The sequence below is a fragment of the Polaribacter batillariae genome (assembly GCF_017498485.1).
GTDB lineage: Bacteria > Bacteroidota > Bacteroidia > Flavobacteriales > Flavobacteriaceae > Polaribacter > Polaribacter batillariae.
On the sequence record NZ_CP071795.1, the window covers coordinates 3,668,722 to 3,687,680 of the forward strand.

The window sequence follows — 18,959 nt, forward strand, 5'->3', positions numbered from 1 at the left end:
GTTTTTATTGTCTATTTTGTGTTTCATTCGACATCCATCGCCAATTGACTTTACCATACGAATATTTGCTGTTGTTAACAAACTTTGATTGACCTTGTAGTTTACCATTATTTTTTTTAGAAACTTTTAGTTCTAAAAGAGAATAATCTCCGTTTTCATAATTAAAAGTTTTACCATCGTCGTTATACAACTCGAATGTATTTTCTTTTGTTCCATAATGTCTTACCTCCAGAGATGTCTTATCTGTATTCTTTAACTTTTTTGATGATACCATAGGAATTATCCCACCATCTTTTACAAAGAGAGGAATTTGTTCTAGCTTAGTCTTAATTGTGATGGTTTTACCATTCCCCACAAAAGCACCTGTATAAAAATCGTACCAGTTGCCTTTAGGGAGCACCACTTTACGTGCTGTTTCTCCAGTAAAAACGGGTGCAACCAAAATATAGGATCCCATCATATATTGGTCGGTCACTTCCATTCTTTTTTGCTCTTCATAAGGGTTTGTTTCTCCATCTAATTTACCTCCTATTATTAACTCTTTTGCATCAAATCCACTCTCTAAGACCATAGCTCTAAAGGGTGGAATTCCTTTTTGATGATACTTGTAAAAGGCTGTGTACAGGTAAGGCAATAGATCTTTTCTAAGTTTAATGTTGTCTCGAACGATGTTAGTTACTTCAGGGAAACTCCATGGTTTTGTTTTACTTGCCCAGGCATTTAGCAGCATCATAGGAGAAAAACATACTGTTTGAAATCTTCTTACCCATTCTTCTGCAGATTTTGCACTGCGAATTTCTGGTGTCCATTGAAGTCCAGAAATAGAAGAATTTACCAAAGCTGTAACATAACCTTTATGGCCATAATAATCGCTATAAATTACAAAAGGACTACTACTTGCGCCAATGTAAGATGCTCTTACTAAACCATATGTTCTTTTGTTTTGCTTTTTAAAATGATCTCCAAAAATTTTTTGAATCATTTGTCCATATAGCTGTCGAATTTCAACGGCATCATTTCCAGAAGGAAAAGTAGCATGATCGGGCCATAACCATGAATCATAACCATCGACTTCATCGAACTTATAGCCACTAATCCCTATATCTAAATGATTTTTTTGATGATGATTTAATAGTATTTTTTGTGCTTCTGGTATCGTGTAATCAGGAACTTCACCCAGCCAAACAGTATGGCTGCCTGTATAAGGCTTTATATCTTTAAACATTGTAGAGCTCGGGGCTACATAAGGGTTTTCCCATAAGTTCACTTTTATTCCATCGTCACTAAGTGTTTTTACGAATTTCTCTGGATTTGGAAAACGAGTCGAATCCCAATCAAAAGAGCAAGGGTAAGCAAAACTTTGCCAGCCTGGTTCCAATCCAAGAACATCTATAGGAAAATTGTATTTCTTAAAATCACTAATTTCTTTTAAAACATCGTCAGCAGTACTTGTGGTGTGCATCCTATGCCAAAAACCCAAACCCCATTTTGGGGGAAGTGTACCACCACCACAAAACAGATTGTATCTTTGAACGACCTCGAGACTTGTATTACCAGTAAAAACATATATTTCTAGTCCATCTCCATGAATACTGGCTTCAATGGCATCAGAAAGAGGTTGTGCAGACCAATTTTCACCTGTTGTTCTATCTATTGGATCAGGTATTTTACTGTCTTTTCTATTGCCCACACCCACATGTATTTTTAGTCGCTTAGAAGTGTTAATTAAAACTCCATAACCTTTGCTTGAAACATAAAATGGTACTGGTGCGTGTGTATAACCTTTAACACCACCATAATGATCGACTTTTAGCGTATAAACACCACCTCTTCTATTAACACCTTCAAATTCTAAACCCAATCCGTAAATTTTTTCTAAAGGATCGAGTGGCATTCGTATAATTGCTCTTTCGGGAGTAAGCTGATAGAATGTAGATGCTTTAGCAAATGGAAAAGGTGTATCACCAAGTTCTAAAATGGATGCTGTTTTTGGTGGGTTTGAATACTCCAAAGGATTTAATCCTGAAGTTCCAAAACTGGCTTTCCAAACACCTGGCATTACTTTTTCCCATTTCATGTTATTCATTCCAGAAATAAAAGTGTTCTGGGAGTAACTATGTAAGCTACATACAATTATTACTGCAAATAAAAGCTTATGCAATAAATTGTTATTTTTTGATTTGTTCATATTTAGAGATGTTAATAATTACTAACCTTTAGACCATGGTTAGTAGGGGATTTAAAAGTAGTAAACTTTCGATTAAGCACCAAACTCTTTATATGCTTAAGTTTTTTTGTATAGGTTGTTACACAGGTTTTTTTACATCTGTAAATTCAAGTTTAGTTTCGCACCTAACGCATTGAAAATTCGCATAACTGTCTCAAAAGTTACATTTCCTGTGCTGTTTTCAAGTCTTGATATTTGAGCTTTTTTAACTCCAACTAATTCGCCTAATTGTTCTTGGGTTAGTTTTCGCTTTTTACGCGCGGTTTTTATCATATCGCCAATTAATTCGAGTTTTAACTCAAATTCATATTCATCTCTTTCCTCAGTTCCCTTTTTTCCAATTAAAAGGTCTTCTGCTTGGTCTAAAGTGTAACTTTTCATTTCTTTTTGTTTTTAAAATATTCTTTTTTGATCCTGTTAGCTTTATTAATTTCTCTCTTATCTACTTTGCTCGTTTTCTTTATAATTCCGTGAGTAGCAAAAACTAATGTCTCTCTTTTATCCTCTTTGTCCCAAAATGCTAAAAGTCGATATTGGTTTCCTGAATAGAGCGTTCTGAACTCTCATATTTCGTCAGTCAGTTTTTTAAAGAACTTTGAGTTAGATTGCTGTTCGGCACGCCTTATATTTTGAAATATTTTCTTTCGAGCTTTGAGGTTTTGTTTTTCAATAAATTGAAATGCCTCTGCAAGTAATTTTGTTTCAAATCTTTTTATCATTAAACTAAAATTAAATACATCGCAAATATATAAAAAGTTTCGTTATGTGTAAACATTTAGTAAATTTTTAAATATGTGGCAACGTCTTTGTTTATAGGGTTTTACGATTTTGTCTGTGAAGAATTTCCGAAGGAAATTTAGCAGTAAGCAAAACTGCAACCAACTTTAGTGAAGCTAAAAATAGCAATTTTTATAGAAGTTATTGGTAAGTATGTGGTTTTTTTCAAAATCAAAACTAGGAGTGAGAATTCAGCAATGCTCGAAAAACAATGCCTAAATTTAACCCGCATTATGCATTAGGAATACACAAAAGGAGGACTTAAATCATTAATTTGGGAGAATAAGCCATCCATCCAAGGTCTTTTTTTAGTGTTTAAAGCAATCTTTAAGACCTTTCTGTTAGCATGATTTACTGTCCAAGCTCCTAATGCAAAGCAATAGACTTTTAGGGTTTTTAAAGTTGCTCGATTATGATGATTTAAGGCAAAATGTCTAAACAAACTCATTAGGTTATAAGCCACCATAATGAATCTAAAGGAAGCCTCAGTTGCCCAAAAATCCTTTAAACAAAAGTTATCTAATCCAAAGTCTTCTTTGAGTTCTTTGATTCTGTTTTCACAATCAGCTCTGGTGTTGTAGATATTCCAAACTTGGTCTAGCGGTAAATCTAGATTGGTTACATAGCAACTAAAACGATAACCAGGCAGATCATCAAAAAGTAATTTTCCAGCTGCTTTTGGACGATCTTCTACTTTCTTTTTTATGACAATATAGCGCCTTGACTTACCATCTGTATGGTTAAAAATCATCTCATTAAGCTCAATTCCTTTTGTGAGTTCTATCCAATTATCCAAACCCCAAACTGCATTTTTTATATTTGGGTACATACGTGCTGCCATAATGTAATTGAGTTGTTTGCCTTCTAGATAATCTAATAAATCTTGTGTGTAAAAACCACTATCTGCACGAACTAAACCAACTCTTTTGTCCTTTAAAGCTTCATTGAAGGTTTCTTCCATAAACTCTTTACAGCTACTACTATCTGCTGTATTGCCTGGTCTTAACCAAGCATTGGCAACCATTCTGGTTTGGCTTACAAAGGCCATTAATGGGTGATGTGAGTTCCTGCCTTTTTTATTGGGATTATAACCTTTTGCGCTACCTTGTTGCTCTCCATATCTTGTAATAACTGTGCTATCAAAATCTATAGTTAAGTTGTCAACATCTAATTGCTTGAAAAACCAATGTTGCAACTTTGGAAATACTTCTGTATTGCGCTTTTGAGAAAACTTGCCAAAAAAACGACTATAGGTACTTTGTGATGGCATACGATTCCATCCAAAAATATCTTGCAATGTGCTATCATAACGTAACCAATCACAATGGATATAACGAGAAGCTCCTGTCCAAATACTCAACCAAAAAGCTTCAGTTATATGTGCAGGATTATAACCTGCATTAGAGCTTGGTTGAGGTAAATCTAATTGTGCTAGTTGTTCTCTAATTTCTGTTTGATCAATAAAACGCTTCATTAAGCTCATCCCTCCAAAAGGGGTGACTTTCTTACTTGAATACTCAATAGGGAGATTAACCATTTGGGTTATGTGTTAAATTCGCTATAAAGCTGAGTTCGATTAATAAATTGTCAACTGATTAGACTTTACAGTCTGATATTTTATAGCAGGTTTTTTGGTAAAAAGCTATATGCAATAAGACCTGCGATTATGTTTGACAAGAAATTAGTAAAACTTCTATGTCTAGAATGTTCAATTTGACAAATATTTTTGAGTTCGTCATTTACGGTTTCAATAACAGAGCGTTTACGCAGTAAAATTTTATCACTCATTGTCATTAAAGAATTCTTCATATTGTTTTTAATATGAGTAATTAAATGCAATCCATCAGCAAAAAGTAACTGCATTAAATCTTTTCCAACATAACCTTTGTCCGCATATAACTTACCATAAATTTTATCTAAAAAAGACTTCTTTTTTAATGGCGTTCTATCATCAACATTAGCTTGGGTTATGCAGAAGTTTAGGATTTCACCTTTATCATTTATAACGATATGCAATTTAAAGCCATGGAACCATCCTATAGTGGATTTTCCAGTGGTTGCAATGCCTTTAAATACTTTATTATTCTTAATTCGTTTGGGGCTGCAAACTCTAACAGGTGTAGAATCTACAAAAGAAATACCCGTAGAATTACCTAAACAACATGTCTTTAAAAATAAAGTCATTGGCATGAGGTTTTGCTGCATGAGTTCTGTAAATCTATTGTATGAAACTGTAGCTGGGAAATCATCTTGCATATGCTTTTGCAAGTAATACACGTAAAAGTGTTTAAAGGTCCTAAAACCACTAAGCTGAAACAAAATGGTAATGGTAATTACCTCGCTATTTGACATAACACTGGGACGTTTTGATGGATTGCCTAAAAGGTGTTTACTGACTATTTGGTCATATTCTTTACAAAATTCATCAACAAGACAGAAAATTTCAGTAATTTTAGAGTAGATTATCATAGATAGATTTTTAGATTAATAAATTGAAATTCAATACTTTAATTTACTGAAAATCTATCTTTTTTACTAGAAAAAAATGCCTAAATTTTAATCGAACTCAGGTTATAAAGCTAATAATCATAAGCGTTTATACAAAATTTTAAATCATCTATTGCATAATTCAGGTTTAATGAAGAATTTATTTGTTTTTTACTCAGTTCTTTGTTGTATGTGCGAGCTGTTTAACGTTTAGATGTTATTAGCCCCACCTTTCCACTTTTTTACAATAATCTAGATATTCTTTCCCAAAATCTCTTCGCAATCGTGGTTCTTCAACAAGGATTATAAAAATGTTAAAAGCGATGAATATTAATAATAAATAAATGAGCAATTGATAAGATTTAAAGAATATTGTTTCTCCCATTAGTATCGTTAAAACACCAATATACATGGGGTTTCTAGAAAACTTATAAAGACCTTTTATGACTAATCGTTTTGTGGGATCAGCTGGAGATAGTGTTCCTTTGCCATCGATAGCAAAGCTTCTTATGCAAATAAGCATCATAAAAAAGCCAAGTGTAAATATGAGCATCCCCAAATAATGAGATATTTTTAACTGCTGAGTAAGCATGTCATTTAACTTTGGCTCTACAATTAGAAAAGGTATTAGTCCGACAACTGTACCAGATTGCAGAATCGTGAAAACAAAATTGCGAAGTAATAGTAATTTCATAATTCATTTTAGAACTACACTGTCTAATATTCATTTTTAGGTTAGACATTTTAATGTATAACTCACAACTTTATGTATGAAAAACTACTTTGGCTGATGGTTAACTTTATAACAACAAATTTAGAAAAATATTTATCTGATTTAAAGTAAAAAAATAACTTGGGTTCTCTAAAACACTGGTTAATGATTAGGTAAAAGAGTTTTTTCTACACAATTCATCAACAACCTTATGGTATGTAGGGAATTTTAATTTTTAAAAAATCTACTTTTTTTCAGTTCGAAATCTTTTCCTAAATATACTTTACGTACCATTTCGTCTGCCGCCAATTCTTCTGGAGTTCCTTCTTTTAAAATACCTCCATTATACATTAAGTAGGTTTTATCTGTAATTGCTAAGGTGGCTTGTACATCGTGGTCGGTTATTAAAATACCAATATTCTTGTTTTTTAATTGTGCTACAATGCTTTGTATATCTTCTACAGCAATAGGATCTACACCTGCAAAAGGTTCGTCTAATAAAATAAATTTTGGGTCAGAAGCCAAACATCTCGCAATTTCTGTTCTACGTCTTTCTCCACCAGATAATAAATCTCCTCTGTTTTTACGAACATGCCCAATGTTAAACTCTTCAATTAAAGATTCGAGTTTTATTTTCTGTTCTTTTTTAGACAACCCTGTAAATTGCAAAACAGACATGATGTTATCTTCTACAGATAATTTTCTAAAAACAGAAGCTTCTTGCGCCAAATAACCAATTCCTTTTTGCGCACGTTTGTACATGGCATCCTCGGTTATTTCTTCGTCATTTAAATAAATATGACCTGCATTTGGTTTTACCATTCCAACAATCATGTAAAAAGAAGTTGTTTTTCCGGCTCCATTTGGTCCTAATAATCCAATAATTTCACCTTGCTGAACTTCCAAAGAAATTCCTTTTACTACTTTTCTACTTCCGTAAATTTTTTGAATGTTATCTGCTCTTAAAATCATTTTTTACGTGTGATTGTTAAAATGTGTAATTGTTTAATTGTATTCATTCTAATTGAGTAAAAGTAAAAAATAAAATTAGGTTACTTCTTAATTTGCTCATAAACTGGATTAAAATTAAACGATTATACTTGCTTTTTAAAAATATTATAAAAAAGAGTTTCGTTTGCATCCATTAAAAAAACAAATGATTTCTTTTTTAAATGACTGAAGATTTAAGACTTTTCATTTAAATCTTGAAACTGTTTGTTACTGAAAACTGAAACTGCAACTGAAAACTAAAAAACCTACTCCTCAAGTGCTTCCCAATACTCAACTGCTCTTCTTAAATGCGGAATTACAATGGTACCACCAATTAAATTGGCAATAGACATGGTTTCCATCATTTCTTCTGTTGTAACGCCATTTTTTTTTGCCGCTTCTAAATGATATTGTACACAATCGTCGCATCTTAAAACTGCAGAAGCGACTAAGCCTAAAAGCTCTTTGGTTTTTACAGGCAAATGCCCTTCTTTAAAAGCATTGGTGTCTAAATTAAATATTCTTTTAATAATTTTATTATCGCTTGCTAAAATCTTATCGTTCATTTTTTTACGATAGTCGTTAAACTCTTGGACTTTTTTGTGCATCTTTTTGTTGTTTTTTAATCACCATTTTCGAAACTTTAATACTTATTTCATATAAAATAAGTATTGGAATTGCCACAATAACTTGACTGGCAATATCTGGAGGCGTAATAATTGCTGCTAAAATTAGTACAAAAACCAAAGCATGTTTTCTATATTTCTTTAAAAATTCTGGAGTTACCAAACCTATTTTTGTTAAAAAGTAGATTAAAACAGGCAATTCGAATAAAATAGAAACTCCTAATAACATATTGGTTACCAAGCCGATATGAGAGTCCATTGTAAAGTTGTTCTGAATTAAATCTGTAATTTGATAGTTGTACAGAAAATGGATAGAAATTGGGGCAATTACATAAAAACTAAAAGCGATTCCAAGAAAAAATAGTAACGAAGCGATAAAAATAAATCCTTTAGACCTTTTAATTTCTTTGTCTGTTAAACCGGGTGATACAAATCGCCAAATTTCCCACAATAAATAAGGAAAAGAAATAATAATACCTAAAATTAACGAAGACCAAATGGCATTCATTAATTGTTGTGTGGGTTTTAAACTAATTAAATTATCTTTAAATTGAACATTACAAAAAGTACTGTCCATACCCAACAAATTAAAGAATTCACAAAAAAACTGATAGGTTATAAAGTCAGGTTTTCTATGTGCCAATAAAAAATATTCATAAACTTGTTTTTGAAATATAAATAATAGAATTGCAACAATAAATATTGCAGCTGCACTTCTTACCAAATGCCATCTTAATTCTTCTAGGTGTCCTAGAAAAGACATTTCTTTTTGTTTTTCTGCCATTAGAAAATTCCTTCTTTTATTAAATCATGTAAATGTACAACACCTACATAGTTATTTTTATCGTCCACGACTAAAATTTGTGTAATACTATTATTTTCTAACTTTTCTAAAGCTTCAATAGCCATTGCATCTTTATGGATTGTTTTTGGGTTTGAGCCCATGATATCTTTTGCCGTAAAATTGTTTATGTCTGTTGTTTTGGTTAGCATTCTACGAATATCTCCATCTGTAATAATACCTACTAATTTATCAGCATTTAAAACAGCAGTTACCCCTAAACGTTTTTCAGAAATTTCTACAATTACTTTTACAACAGTATCATTAATACTTACTTTAGGGGTTTGGTTATTTTTAATCAAATCCGAAACTCTTAAATACAAACGCTTGCCTAATGCACCTCCTGGATGATATTTTGCAAAATCTTTGCTAGAAAAACCTCTTAATTTTTGCAAGCAAACCGCTAAAGCATCTCCCATTACTAATTGAGCAGTTGTGCTTGTGGTAGGCGCTAAATTATTAGGGCAGGCCTCTTTTTCGACAAATGTGTTTAAAGGAAAATCGGCATTTTTACCTAAAAAAGAATCTACATTTCCAGTAATCGCAATTATTTTATTTCCATAATTTTTAATTAACGGAACTAACACTTTAATTTCTGGTGTATTTCCGCTTTTAGAAATACAAATTACCACGTCGTTTTCTTGTACATTTCCTAAATCGCCATGAATGGCATCTGCAGCGTGCATAAAAATGGCAGGTGTTCCTGTAGAGTTAAATGTTGCTACTATTTTAGTTGCAATGTTGGCACTTTTTCCAATTCCTGTTACAATTACTCTTCCATTTGCGTTTAATATAAAGTTAACAGCGTCTTCGAAATGGGTATTTAATAAGTTTGCTAAATTGGCAATCGCTTTACTTTCAGTTAAAAAGGTCTGCTTTGCGATAGAAATTATAGATTTCGAATTTTTCAAGTATATTGTATTTTATCAGAATAAAAAAAAGTTATATCTTTAGATAAAGAAAACAGGGCAAATTTACTATAAAATTTAGTCACAGCAAATAGAATATTCATTTGTATTTTGTTTTTAGAAGTTTCACAAATAATTGATTTTATATCGAATGGATTTACATGGTCCTTTAAAAAAGTTTTTTGGTTTTAGTAAATTTAAAGGTTTACAAGAACAGGTTATAAAAAGTATTGTAAATAACGAGAATACCTTTGTTATTATGCCTACTGGAGGTGGTAAATCTCTTTGTTACCAATTGCCAGCATTAATGAAAGAAGGAACAGCCATTGTGGTTTCGCCTTTAATTGCATTGATGAAAAATCAGGTAGATGCCATAAGAGGCATTTCTGAGAATGATGGTGTTGCACACGTATTAAACTCATCTTTAAACAAAAGTGAGGTAAATCAGGTAAAAGAAGACATTGCTAATGGCATTACAAAGTTGCTATATGTGGCTCCAGAGTCTTTAATAAAAGAAGAATATGTAACTTTTTTACGTACTCAAAAAATTTCTTTTGTTGCGATTGATGAAGCACATTGTATTTCTGAATGGGGGCACGATTTTAGACCAGAATATAGGAATCTGAAACATATTATTAAGGCCATAGACAATGTTCCTGTAATTTGTTTAACCGCAACTGCTACAGAAAAAGTACAAGAAGATATTTTAAAAACGTTAGGCATTACAGATGCCAATCGATTTAAAGCGTCTTTTAATAGAGCGAATTTGTTTTATGAAGTGCGCCCAAAAACATCTGACGTAGAAAAAGATATTATCCGTTTTGTAAAACAACGCATGGGCAAATCTGGTATTATTTATTGTTTAAGTAGAAAAAAGGTAGAAGAAATTGCACAAATTTTACAAGTAAACGGAATTAATGCAGTGCCTTATCATGCAGGTTTAGATGCGAAAACAAGAGTAAAGCACCAAGATATGTTTTTAATGGAAGATTGCGATGTTGTAGTTGCAACGATTGCATTTGGTATGGGAATTGACAAACCAGATGTGCGTTATGTAATTCATCATGACATTCCTAAAAGTTTAGAAAGCTACTATCAAGAAACAGGAAGAGCAGGACGTGATGATGGTGAAGGATATTGTTTGGCTTTTTATGCCTATAAAGATATCGAAAAATTAGAAAAATTTATGGCGAGTAAACCTGTTGCAGAACAGGAAATTGGGCACGCTTTATTGCAAGAAGTAGTTGGTTATGCAGAAACTTCTATGAGCAGGCGTAAATATTTGCTGCACTATTTTGGTGAAGAATTCGACGAAATTAATGGAGAAGGAGCAGATATGGACGATAATTCTAGAAACCCAAAGAAAAAACACGAAGCTAAAGACGATGTTGTTAAAATATTATCTGTGGTTAGAGATACGTTTCAAAAATACAAAGCAAAAGAAATTGTAAATACAATTATTGGAAAAGAAAATGCCTTGTTAACCTCGCATAAAACCCATTTGCAACCCTTTTTTGGCATTGGAAAAGACAAATCTGCTGCTTATTGGATGGCATTAATTCGCCAGATTTTGGTAGTGAATTTTATTCGTAAAGAAATAGAACAATACGGAGTGATAAAATTACAGGAAAAAGGAGAGGAGTTTTTAAGAAAACCAACTTCTTTTATGATGACAGAAGACCATACTTATTCTGCAGAAAACGACAATACCATTGTTACCAACGCAAAATCTTCTGGAATTGCAGCCGACCAAAAACTAATTAAAATATTAAAAGATTTAAGAAAAAAAGTAGCTTCTAAAACTGGTGTTCCGCCTTTTGCCATTTTTCAAGACCCATCTTTAGAAGATATGGCTTTAAAATATCCAATAACTTTAGAAGAACTATCTAAAGTCCATGGAGTAGGAGAAGGAAAAGCAAGAAAATTTGGGAAGGAATTTATAAAATTAATTTCAGATTATGTAGATGAAAACGATATTTTAAGACCAGACGATTTAATTGTAAAAAGTACAGGAGTAAATTCTGGATTGAAGCTATACATCATTCAAAATACAGATAGAAAATTGCCTTTAGAAGACATTGCAAAGTCGAAAGGAAAAGAAATGAGTGATTTGATTAAAGAAATGGAAGCAATTATTTATTCTGGAACCAAATTAAATATCGATTATGCCTTGGATGATTTGTTGGATGAAGAACAACAAGAAGAGATTCACGAATATTTTATGGAGGCAGAGTCCGACAGCATTCAAGATGCTCTCGACGAATTTGATGGAGATTACGACGAAGAAGAGTTGCGTTTAATGCGAATTAAATTTATTAATGAAGTAGGGAATTAAAATTGGTATTTCTTATCAACAGCGTATTTAACGAGTTCGCTACCAGAAGATAAATTTAGTTTTCGAATCATATTTTTTCGATGCGTATCTATGGTTGTTTTTGCTAAAAATAATTCGGCGGCTATTTCTTTAGAAGTTTTTCCGTTTGCAATTAAATGTAAAATCTCTTTTTCTCTATTAGATAAAACAATTTTATCGGTTTTTCCAACGGTTACGTTGTCGTTTATATAGCTATTCATAAAATTAAAAGCAACATTTGGGTCGAAAAACGTTTCTCTACTAGCAACAGAAACAATTGCTTTCGAGAGCATTTTTATTCCGGAGTTTTTTAAAATATATCCAGTTGCACCAGCATCTAACATTTGTTTGATGGCATCTGGTTGGTCGAACATTGTCATCGCTAAAATATAAATATGAGGAAATTTCTTTTTAATGATTTTTGTAGCTTGTATTCCGTCCATTTTAGGCATTCTAATATCTGTAATTACTACCTTTGGTTGCTTTAAAGAAACTAGTTTTACCAAATCTTCTCCATTATTTACTGTACCAATGATATTGATATCTTCATCATACTCAAAAAAAGATTTTACGCCATCAATTAACATTTGATGGTCTTCTGCCATTATTATTGTAATCATAAGGAATATTTTTAGGTAAAAATAGCATTTTAAATCAGGTATAAAATACCTATAAATAGGTGTTTTTACGCAATAGGAATGTCTATAATTACAGAACTTCCTTTGCCAATGGTTGTATCTATTTCGAAAGTTCCATTTAAATGTGCTATTCTGGTTTTTATAGATCCAATGCCCATTCCGTCTTTCGAACTTGTGTTTTTTGTTTGAAATCCTTTTCCATTATCTTCTACAATAATGTTTAGGTTTTTATCGTAAACGCTAATGTTTATAGTTGCATTTGTGGCTTCTGCATGTTTTAGAATATTGGTAATTAATTCTTGTACAATTCTAAAAACGGTAATCTCTAAACTATTTTCTAAGCGTTTGTTTAAACCGAAATGAACAACTTCGATATAAATTTTCTCTGCGGAAGAAATTTTCTCTGCCATCATTTGTACAGCAGTTAAAAGACCTTGATTCGCAATAACTCCAGCATTTTTTGCGTGCGCAATACTACGTACTTTTAAATAGGCTTCGTCTATTAAACTTTCTGTTTTGTTAAATAGTTCTTCTTGGTTTATTTTTTTCCTTTTTGTATTTATTTGAAGATTTTCGAAATGTAATTTTAAAGTCGCTAAAACAGAACCTAAATTGTCATGCAAATCTTCTGCGATTCGTTTGCGTTCTTTTTCTTGGCCATCTACCATTGCATTTATAGTAGCCAATTCTTGTTCTTTTAAAAGGGTAAGATTTTTTTGTGTTTCTAGTTCTTTCTCTTGCTCTAAAAGTTTTTGTTTTCTTTTGGAGTTCTTAAGCGCTAAAATGGCTATGGTTCCTGCCAGTACAATAAATAAGAGACTGCCAATTAAGAAGTTTCTGTTTTTTATTCTTTTGGCTTCGGTTTCTAAATTTTTTTGTTTTAATTGTAAGTTTTCTTTTTCTTTTTTTTCTGTATCTAATTCAACTTTAATTTTAGAGACTTCTGTGTTATGCTTTTGAAAATTGTATAAATAAATTAAATTCCTAGATTTTTCACTAAAAAAAAATGCCGAATCTAATTGTTTTAATTTGGCGTAATGATTTGCTTTGTAAATGGCTAATGCAAGTTCATTTTTTATATTATTATCATTATATTTTTGGGCTTCTTTTAAATAACTTAAACCTTCTTTATGTTTATTTAATAGTGAACAAATTCTAGATAAATTACAATAAATAATATATTTTATTTGTTTATAAAAAACATCATCAAAACACTTTTTTAATTGTTTCTCGTAATATTTTTTTGCAATTTTAGGATTGTTTCTAATTATATAATTTCCTTTATCTCTGTAATAAAAAATTAAAAGTTTATTAAAATTGTAGTTGTTTACTAGAGAATCGTAGGAAACAAATATTTTATTATAAATTTCTTGATTTTTAGAAACTTTTTCGTTGTAAATTTCTGTTTGACTTTTTAATTGATAGTAAAAAGAATAATAGTAAAGTAGGTCGTAATTATCTTTGCAAACTGCTTTATACTTGTTTAGATAATTTAAATAATCATTATCATTTTGTAGATTTCCTTTTAAATATAAATCTAATATTTTTCTTAAGATTGTTTTTTCTAATTCTTTATTTTCAACTGAATTACAAATTTCTAATGCTTTTAAATAATATTTAAAAGCATTAACCCTATCATTTTTAAATTGTATTGTGTGTAAACCAAAATTTAAAAAATCTATTGCTTTAGGTTTTATTGGAAATTGATAAGTTGTGTCTTTTAAAATAAAAATTTGGTAGTAACTTTTTAAATCTTCTCTAAAGTTTTGTTGATAATTTTGTTTAGCTTTTTTAAATTCTAATAATTTTAGGTTGTAAAAAAACTCTTTGTTTACGAACAAAGAGTCTTCTTTATTTTGACTTATAATTGAAAAACAACCACTAACAAAAAATAAAAGTACGAGATATAAAAATTTATTTTTCATTAAATATGCTATTAACCTCCTGTAACTTCCATTAAAGAAGTAATACAGTTTCCACCAATTGCTGCAGATGACTTGATAATAAAATCGCTGTCTTTTTCTAAAAGCTGTTCATAATTTTCATAATAATCAACCTCTTGATTGTATTGTGTATTTATAGTATGTATAATTTCCTCTTTAGAAATCTCTTCTTTTAAAATTTTAGATATTTGTTTTGGTAAGGTAGTAAAATAAATTTTTTCTATTTTTTTAATATCGAAATTTAAATCTTTTGAAACACTGTCTAATTGACTACTACCTTTTTTAAAATAACACCCTATTTGTAAAATTCCATCTTTTAAATGGATATCTTTTATGGTACGGTCTTTAAAACTAAAAGAATTACCACCTCTGTAAGCTTTTAAATGGAAATTAATTTTTGTTAAGATATTTTTTTCAGTTGTAAACTGAACGAAAATACAAAAAAAACTTCCTTTAGATAGTGTTCCAAATATAAATTGATAATTAAATATATCCTTAATATTTACATAACCAGTTAGATTTTTACTCATAATTTTTTGTTTTTAAATTAATATTATTTTCAAATATCCAAAATATTCAAAACAAAAACATACCTACAAATAGGTATATTTCTTTGCTTAAATATAAGTAAAAAAACTACAAAGTAAAAATAGTTAATAAAACTCCTAAAAGAATGGCTATAAACTTTTGTAAGTTAAATTTATGATTTTCAGTTGTTTCAAAAAGAATAATGGTAGATATGTGTAGAAAAACACCAATAATTAAAGCAGTTATTTCGGTAGCATATGTTGTAAAAAACGAAATTTTATCTCCCAAAAGTATTCCTAAAGGACTCATAATGGCAAAAAAGGATAGAAATAAAAAAACAGTTTTTTTAGAATATTTTGTGTGCAATAAAAAAGTTGTTAATACAATTGCAATCGGAATTTTATGCACCACAATTGCCCATAATAAATTATTATCTGCATGATGTATTGGCAAGCCTTCCGAAAAGGCATGCAAACATAAACTTACAAAAAGCAATGTAGGAAACTTTTTTCCATCTGAATGAATATGAATATGCCCATGTTCTGCACCTTTAGAAAACGATTCTAAAACAGATTGTAAAATAATTCCTATTAAAATAAAAATACCCACAATGGTATCATTAGAATTAATTGTGTAAACGTCTGGCAATAAATGTAAAACAGTAACAGAAAGTAAATAAGCTCCACTAAAAGCCAATAATAAACGAACAATTTTATGACTCGGTTTTATAATAAAAACCAATACAGAACCTAAAAGAACAGATAAGATTAGAAGAATATAACTCATTTATTTAGCCACTAAAATTAATCGATTAGAGTTTTTAGAATCAAAATTATTTAGGTAATAATCTCCAAAAATATTGGTAATGGTAAAACCAACTTTGTTAAAATAAGAAGTCATTTTTTGCAAATCTAAAAACTTTACACGTTCTGTATAAGAATGATTTTTTCCATCAGCAAAAAAAGAAATATGCTTTAAGATAAAACCATTTGTAATTTCTCTTTGTATGTGAAAGGTAATATTGTTTACGATTTTGGTTTCTTTTGTTACTAAATTTGCTTGTACCTTTTTGGCATTTAAAAAATCGAAGACAAAGTACCCATTTTTGTTCAATCCGTTTTTTATGTTTTTTAGAATTAAAATATCCTCGGCATCATCTTCAAAATAACCAAAACTGGTAAATAAATTAAAAACAGAATCGTATGTTTTGTTGAAAGGTTTACGCATATCATGCACTTTAAAGCTTAAAGTTTTATTTTCGAATTGTTTTGCAAATTCGATACTTTTCTCAGACAAATCTCCACCAGTAACTGTATAACCTAAAGAGTTTAAAAATACAGAATGGCGTCCTTTGCCACAAGGCAAGTCTAAAATATGCGTAGATTTTGGTAGGGCTAAAAACTCGGTTATATTTTTCATAAATAACTGAGCGTCGTGATCGTTCCTGTTTTTATATAAAATATGATAATATGGGGTGTTAAACCACTCTGTAAACCAATCTTTTGTTGTCATAAATTTAAAAAATGATTTTTTTTAACAAAAAAACCGTTAAAATGTCATTCCTGTGAAAAAAATCATCATTTTCTTTTACAATAATTTCAAACAAGAAATGGTATAAAAAGATTTTCTTTAGATTTTTTCTAAAGATTTTCTTTTTCAGTCTGTAAAAGTAATTAAATCTTACTTCAGATAAAATGAATTTTTTAAATACTAATTTTTCCTATTTATAAAACGTATTTTTGCAATCAATTTTTACAAGTATGGATAAAGATTTTAAAATGACGGCCACCACACTTTTTGGTTTAGAAGGTGTTTTAGCAAAAGAACTAAAAGATTTAGGAGCACAAGATGTAAAAGAAGGTATAAGAAGTGTTTCTTTTCGCGGAGACAAAGGCTTTATGTACAAAGCAAATATAGCATTAAGAACTGCAGTTCGCGTTTTAAAGCCTATAAAAACTTGTAAAATTTACGACGAAGAAGACTTATACGAAGCGATTCAAAAAATAAAGTGGGAAAACTATTTAGAAGTAACAGGCACTTTTGCGATAGGAGCCGTAGTAAATTCTAAAAATTTTACCTCAAATTCTCATTACATCTCTTTAAAATCGAAAGATGCCATTGCCGATTATTTTCGCCATAAATATAGTAAAAGACCTAATGTAGATTTAGATTACCCAGATGTAAAAATCCACATTCATATTCATAAAGAATGGTTAACGGTTTCTTTAGATTCTTCTGGAGATTCTTTGCATAAAAGAGGGTATAGAACAGCAACAAATATTGCACCCATTAACGAAGTTTTAGCAGCAGGTATGGTTTTATTATCTGGTTATACTGGAGACGAAAACTTTATAGATCCTATGTGTGGTTCTGGAACCATTTTAATTGAAGCAGCAATGATTGCCAACAATATTCCTGCAAATATCAACAGGAAACTTTTTGCTTTTGAAAACTGGAAAGATTATGATGAGGAATTATATTTTGTAATTCAAGATGCTTTGTTGAAGAAAATTCGTTCTTCTCACTTTAAAATAATGGGTTTCGATAAAGCGCCATCTGCGGTACAAAAAGCGCAGGCAAATATCAAAAATGCCAATTTAGATGAATTTATTGGAGTACACCATGTTAACTTTTTTAACTCTAAAAAAGAAGTTTTTGGGAACACTACTATTTTGTTTAATCCGCCTTATGGCGAGCGTTTAAATATAGATACTAACGAGTTTTACAAGAAAATTGGCGATACTTTAAAACACAATTATCCTGGTTCTACAGCTTGGTTAATTACTTCAGATACAGATGCTTTAAAATCTGTAGGTTTAAGAACATCAAAAAGAATTGCACTTAAAAACGGAGACTTAAATTGTAAATTTGTAAAATACGAATTGTACGAAGGAACCCGTAAATTTAAAAAACGAAATAACGAAGAAGAAGAATAGTTTTTCTTTCAACCTTAATAGAAAGTACGCTGTCATTTCGACCTTGAGGAGAAATCTTTTTTATTTGGAGCTATTTCGTGCTTTCCATTATATCTTTTTATGCAGGTATATTTTAGCAACTTATTTTTTAAACGAACCTATTTTCTTTTTTTAAAAAGAATTGATAATCTTTAAAAGCATAAAAAGGATACCATTTCAATCACGGCTAAACTTGTTTGCGACCTTTATTGCAGATATGAAAATTTAATTAATTTTTTAAATATGTTTTGAAAGAATTCTTAATTTATTGTGGTTTTTTTGAAGTTGAATTTATTCGTGCGCATTATTAAAAGCCACAAACAAATTCCGATTTCCCCAATTGGTGCTGGAAGTCCTACAATATCAGAAATAATCGTTTTATTAAAATCTGAATATAAAAAACCTCCAAAAAAAGTAATTAAGTAACCAAAGCAACCCGCCATTAAAAGTATGCCTAAAATTTTTGGAAGAAAACCAGATTTGTACACCAAATATCCAAATGGCAAAAGCCAAAGTCCCCAAAATATTTGTGAAATTTCAATTCCATTATTATAATTTTCAAGATATAGCATTACTTGGGTCTGTAATTCTATTTGTCCGAGGTTTTGTGCGTATTCTGACTTATTGATTAAGGTCAAAACTGAAAACTTATTTAGAATATTTACAAAAGAAATGGGTATACTTATTAATGCAAAGAGAACCATAAATTTTGCCGAAACTTTATTTACGTTCTTTAGAAGATTATAAAGTGCCAAAGGCAGTAACATAAAAATAAGAGAAGATAGAATTGATGTTACTATTCCAAGTCTAAATAAAAGTTCAGAACCTTTTATATTTTCTATGGTTTTTGTGGCATTTTGTAAATCAATCAATTCTGAAGGAATATATACAAGGTAGATAAATCCAGAAATGACAAGTAATAAATAAAGTATTCCCGCAATTCTTGCTTTTTTATTTCGTGATATAATTTCCATT

16 protein-coding genes and 2 pseudogenes are annotated in these 18,959 nt (G+C 30.3%); 2 read left to right on the forward strand and 16 right to left on the reverse strand.

All coding sequences use genetic code 11. The features are described from left to right. Positions 1 to 4: 4 nt before the first annotated feature. The 10 genes and pseudogenes from JL193_RS16160 to JL193_RS16205 form a co-directional block, all read right to left on the reverse strand. Positions 5 to 2,188, reverse strand: coding sequence for a TIM-barrel domain-containing protein (locus JL193_RS16160; protein WP_207971749.1), 2,184 nt, complete (start codon positions 2,186 to 2,188; stop codon positions 5 to 7). 132 nt (positions 2,189 to 2,320) lie between these two features. Then, complete coding sequence (locus JL193_RS16165) at positions 2,321 to 2,608, reverse strand: helix-turn-helix domain-containing protein (protein WP_076614752.1); 288 nt, start codon at positions 2,606 to 2,608, stop codon at positions 2,321 to 2,323. Beyond that, positions 2,605 to 2,778, reverse strand: a pseudogene (locus JL193_RS17530) (type II toxin-antitoxin system RelE/ParE family toxin); the annotation flags it as partial. The pseudogene JL193_RS17530 and the gene JL193_RS16165, both read right to left, overlap by 4 nt. A gap of 464 nt (positions 2,779 to 3,242) precedes the next feature. Next, positions 3,243 to 4,541 (reverse strand): IS1380 family transposase, encoded by a 1,299-nt coding sequence (locus JL193_RS16175; RefSeq protein WP_207971324.1) that lies wholly within the window; start codon positions 4,539 to 4,541, stop codon positions 3,243 to 3,245. Positions 4,542 to 4,580: 39 nt separating this feature from the next. Next, positions 4,581 to 5,473, reverse strand: a pseudogene (locus JL193_RS16180) (IS982 family transposase). Positions 5,474 to 5,711: 238 nt separating this feature from the next. Next, entirely contained in the window at positions 5,712 to 6,185 is a 474-nt protein-coding gene (locus tag JL193_RS16185) for a methyltransferase family protein (RefSeq protein ID WP_207971750.1), read from the reverse strand. 246 nt (positions 6,186 to 6,431) lie between these two features. Further along, positions 6,432 to 7,175: an LPS export ABC transporter ATP-binding protein gene (lptB, locus tag JL193_RS16190; RefSeq protein ID WP_207971751.1), complete on the reverse strand. Its 744-nt coding sequence runs from the start codon at positions 7,173 to 7,175 to the stop codon at positions 6,432 to 6,434. Positions 7,176 to 7,459: 284 nt separating this feature from the next. After that, entirely contained in the window at positions 7,460 to 7,801 is a 342-nt protein-coding gene (locus JL193_RS16195) for a carboxymuconolactone decarboxylase family protein (RefSeq protein WP_207971752.1), read from the reverse strand. Beyond that, positions 7,776 to 8,603 carry a twin-arginine translocase subunit TatC gene (gene tatC / locus JL193_RS16200; RefSeq protein WP_207971753.1) on the reverse strand — a complete coding sequence of 276 codons (828 nt, stop codon included), beginning with the start codon at positions 8,601 to 8,603 and terminating at the stop codon, positions 7,776 to 7,778. The genes JL193_RS16195 and tatC overlap by 26 nt, the downstream gene beginning before the upstream one ends. After that, positions 8,603 to 9,571, reverse strand: a complete 969-nt coding sequence (locus JL193_RS16205; RefSeq protein WP_207971754.1) for a KpsF/GutQ family sugar-phosphate isomerase — start codon at positions 9,569 to 9,571, stop codon at positions 8,603 to 8,605. The genes tatC and JL193_RS16205 overlap by 1 nt, the downstream gene beginning before the upstream one ends. Positions 9,572 to 9,719: 148 nt before the next feature. Between JL193_RS16205 and JL193_RS16210 the strand changes: the two genes are divergently transcribed. Further along, positions 9,720 to 11,903 carry an ATP-dependent DNA helicase RecQ gene (locus tag JL193_RS16210; protein ID WP_207971755.1) on the forward strand — a complete coding sequence of 728 codons (2,184 nt, stop codon included), beginning with the start codon at positions 9,720 to 9,722 and terminating at the stop codon, positions 11,901 to 11,903. Here the strand turns inward: JL193_RS16210 and JL193_RS16215 are convergent. The 5 genes from JL193_RS16215 to JL193_RS16235 all read right to left on the reverse strand — a co-directional run bounded on the left by JL193_RS16215 (position 11,900) and on the right by JL193_RS16235 (position 16,542). Continuing rightward, on the reverse strand, positions 11,900 to 12,541 hold the full coding sequence (locus tag JL193_RS16215) for a response regulator (RefSeq protein WP_207971756.1): 642 nt from the start codon (positions 12,539 to 12,541) through the stop codon (positions 11,900 to 11,902). The genes JL193_RS16210 and JL193_RS16215 overlap by 4 nt on opposite strands. Positions 12,542 to 12,606: 65 nt before the next feature. Then, complete coding sequence (locus JL193_RS16220) at positions 12,607 to 14,484, reverse strand: sensor histidine kinase (RefSeq protein WP_207971757.1); 1,878 nt, start codon at positions 14,482 to 14,484, stop codon at positions 12,607 to 12,609. An 11-nt stretch (positions 14,485 to 14,495) separates the two neighbouring features. After that, a complete protein-coding gene (locus JL193_RS16225) occupies positions 14,496 to 15,032 on the reverse strand; it encodes a hypothetical protein (RefSeq protein ID WP_207971758.1) in 537 nt (178 codons plus the stop codon). A gap of 106 nt (positions 15,033 to 15,138) precedes the next feature. Continuing rightward, the gene (locus tag JL193_RS16230; protein WP_207971759.1) at positions 15,139 to 15,816 is read right to left on the reverse strand and encodes a ZIP family metal transporter; all 678 of its coding nucleotides are present in this window, start codon (positions 15,814 to 15,816) and stop codon (positions 15,139 to 15,141) included. After that, the gene (locus tag JL193_RS16235; protein WP_207971760.1) at positions 15,817 to 16,542 is read right to left on the reverse strand and encodes a class I SAM-dependent methyltransferase; all 726 of its coding nucleotides are present in this window, start codon (positions 16,540 to 16,542) and stop codon (positions 15,817 to 15,819) included. It lies immediately after the preceding gene. Positions 16,543 to 16,790: 248 nt separating this feature from the next. Between JL193_RS16235 and JL193_RS16240 the strand changes: the two genes are divergently transcribed. Continuing rightward, on the forward strand, positions 16,791 to 17,966 hold the full coding sequence (locus JL193_RS16240; protein ID WP_207973512.1) for a THUMP domain-containing class I SAM-dependent RNA methyltransferase: 1,176 nt from the start codon (positions 16,791 to 16,793) through the stop codon (positions 17,964 to 17,966). A 278-nt stretch (positions 17,967 to 18,244) separates the two neighbouring features. Here the strand turns inward: JL193_RS16240 and JL193_RS16245 are convergent, their stop codons facing one another. Continuing rightward, positions 18,245 to 18,958, reverse strand: coding sequence for a DUF4386 domain-containing protein (locus JL193_RS16245; protein WP_207971761.1), 714 nt, complete (start codon positions 18,956 to 18,958; stop codon positions 18,245 to 18,247). Position 18,959: the final 1 nt, after the last annotated feature.

Excerpts from the sequence above, each read along its gene's own strand:
- JL193_RS16160 (WP_207971749.1), bottom strand. The coding sequence starts at position 2,188 with ATGAACAAATCAAAAAATAACAATTTATTGCATAAGCTTTTATTTGCA.
- JL193_RS16220 (WP_207971757.1), bottom strand. The coding sequence starts at position 14,484 with ATGAAAAATAAATTTTTATATCTCGTACTTTTATTTTTTGTTAGTGGT.
- JL193_RS16165 (WP_076614752.1), bottom strand. The coding sequence starts at position 2,608 with ATGAAAAGTTACACTTTAGACCAAGCAGAAGACCTTTTAATTGGAAAA.
- lptB (WP_207971751.1), bottom strand. The coding sequence starts at position 7,175 with ATGATTTTAAGAGCAGATAACATTCAAAAAATTTACGGAAGTAGAAAA.
- JL193_RS16225 (WP_207971758.1), bottom strand. The coding sequence starts at position 15,032 with ATGAGTAAAAATCTAACTGGTTATGTAAATATTAAGGATATATTTAAT.
- JL193_RS16240 (WP_207973512.1), top strand. The coding sequence starts at position 16,791 with ATGGATAAAGATTTTAAAATGACGGCCACCACACTTTTTGGTTTAGAA.
- tatC (WP_207971753.1), bottom strand. The coding sequence starts at position 8,603 with ATGGCAGAAAAACAAAAAGAAATGTCTTTTCTAGGACACCTAGAAGAA.
- JL193_RS16210 (WP_207971755.1), top strand. The coding sequence starts at position 9,720 with ATGGATTTACATGGTCCTTTAAAAAAGTTTTTTGGTTTTAGTAAATTT.
- JL193_RS16175 (WP_207971324.1), bottom strand. The coding sequence starts at position 4,541 with ATGGTTAATCTCCCTATTGAGTATTCAAGTAAGAAAGTCACCCCTTTT.
- JL193_RS16185 (WP_207971750.1), bottom strand. The coding sequence starts at position 6,185 with ATGAAATTACTATTACTTCGCAATTTTGTTTTCACGATTCTGCAATCT.
- JL193_RS16195 (WP_207971752.1), bottom strand. The coding sequence starts at position 7,801 with ATGCACAAAAAAGTCCAAGAGTTTAACGACTATCGTAAAAAAATGAAC.
- JL193_RS16215 (WP_207971756.1), bottom strand. The coding sequence starts at position 12,541 with ATGATTACAATAATAATGGCAGAAGACCATCAAATGTTAATTGATGGC.
- JL193_RS16245 (WP_207971761.1), bottom strand. The coding sequence starts at position 18,958 with ATGGAAATTATATCACGAAATAAAAAAGCAAGAATTGCGGGAATACTT.
- JL193_RS16235 (WP_207971760.1), bottom strand. The coding sequence starts at position 16,542 with ATGACAACAAAAGATTGGTTTACAGAGTGGTTTAACACCCCATATTAT.
- JL193_RS16230 (WP_207971759.1), bottom strand. The coding sequence starts at position 15,816 with ATGAGTTATATTCTTCTAATCTTATCTGTTCTTTTAGGTTCTGTATTG.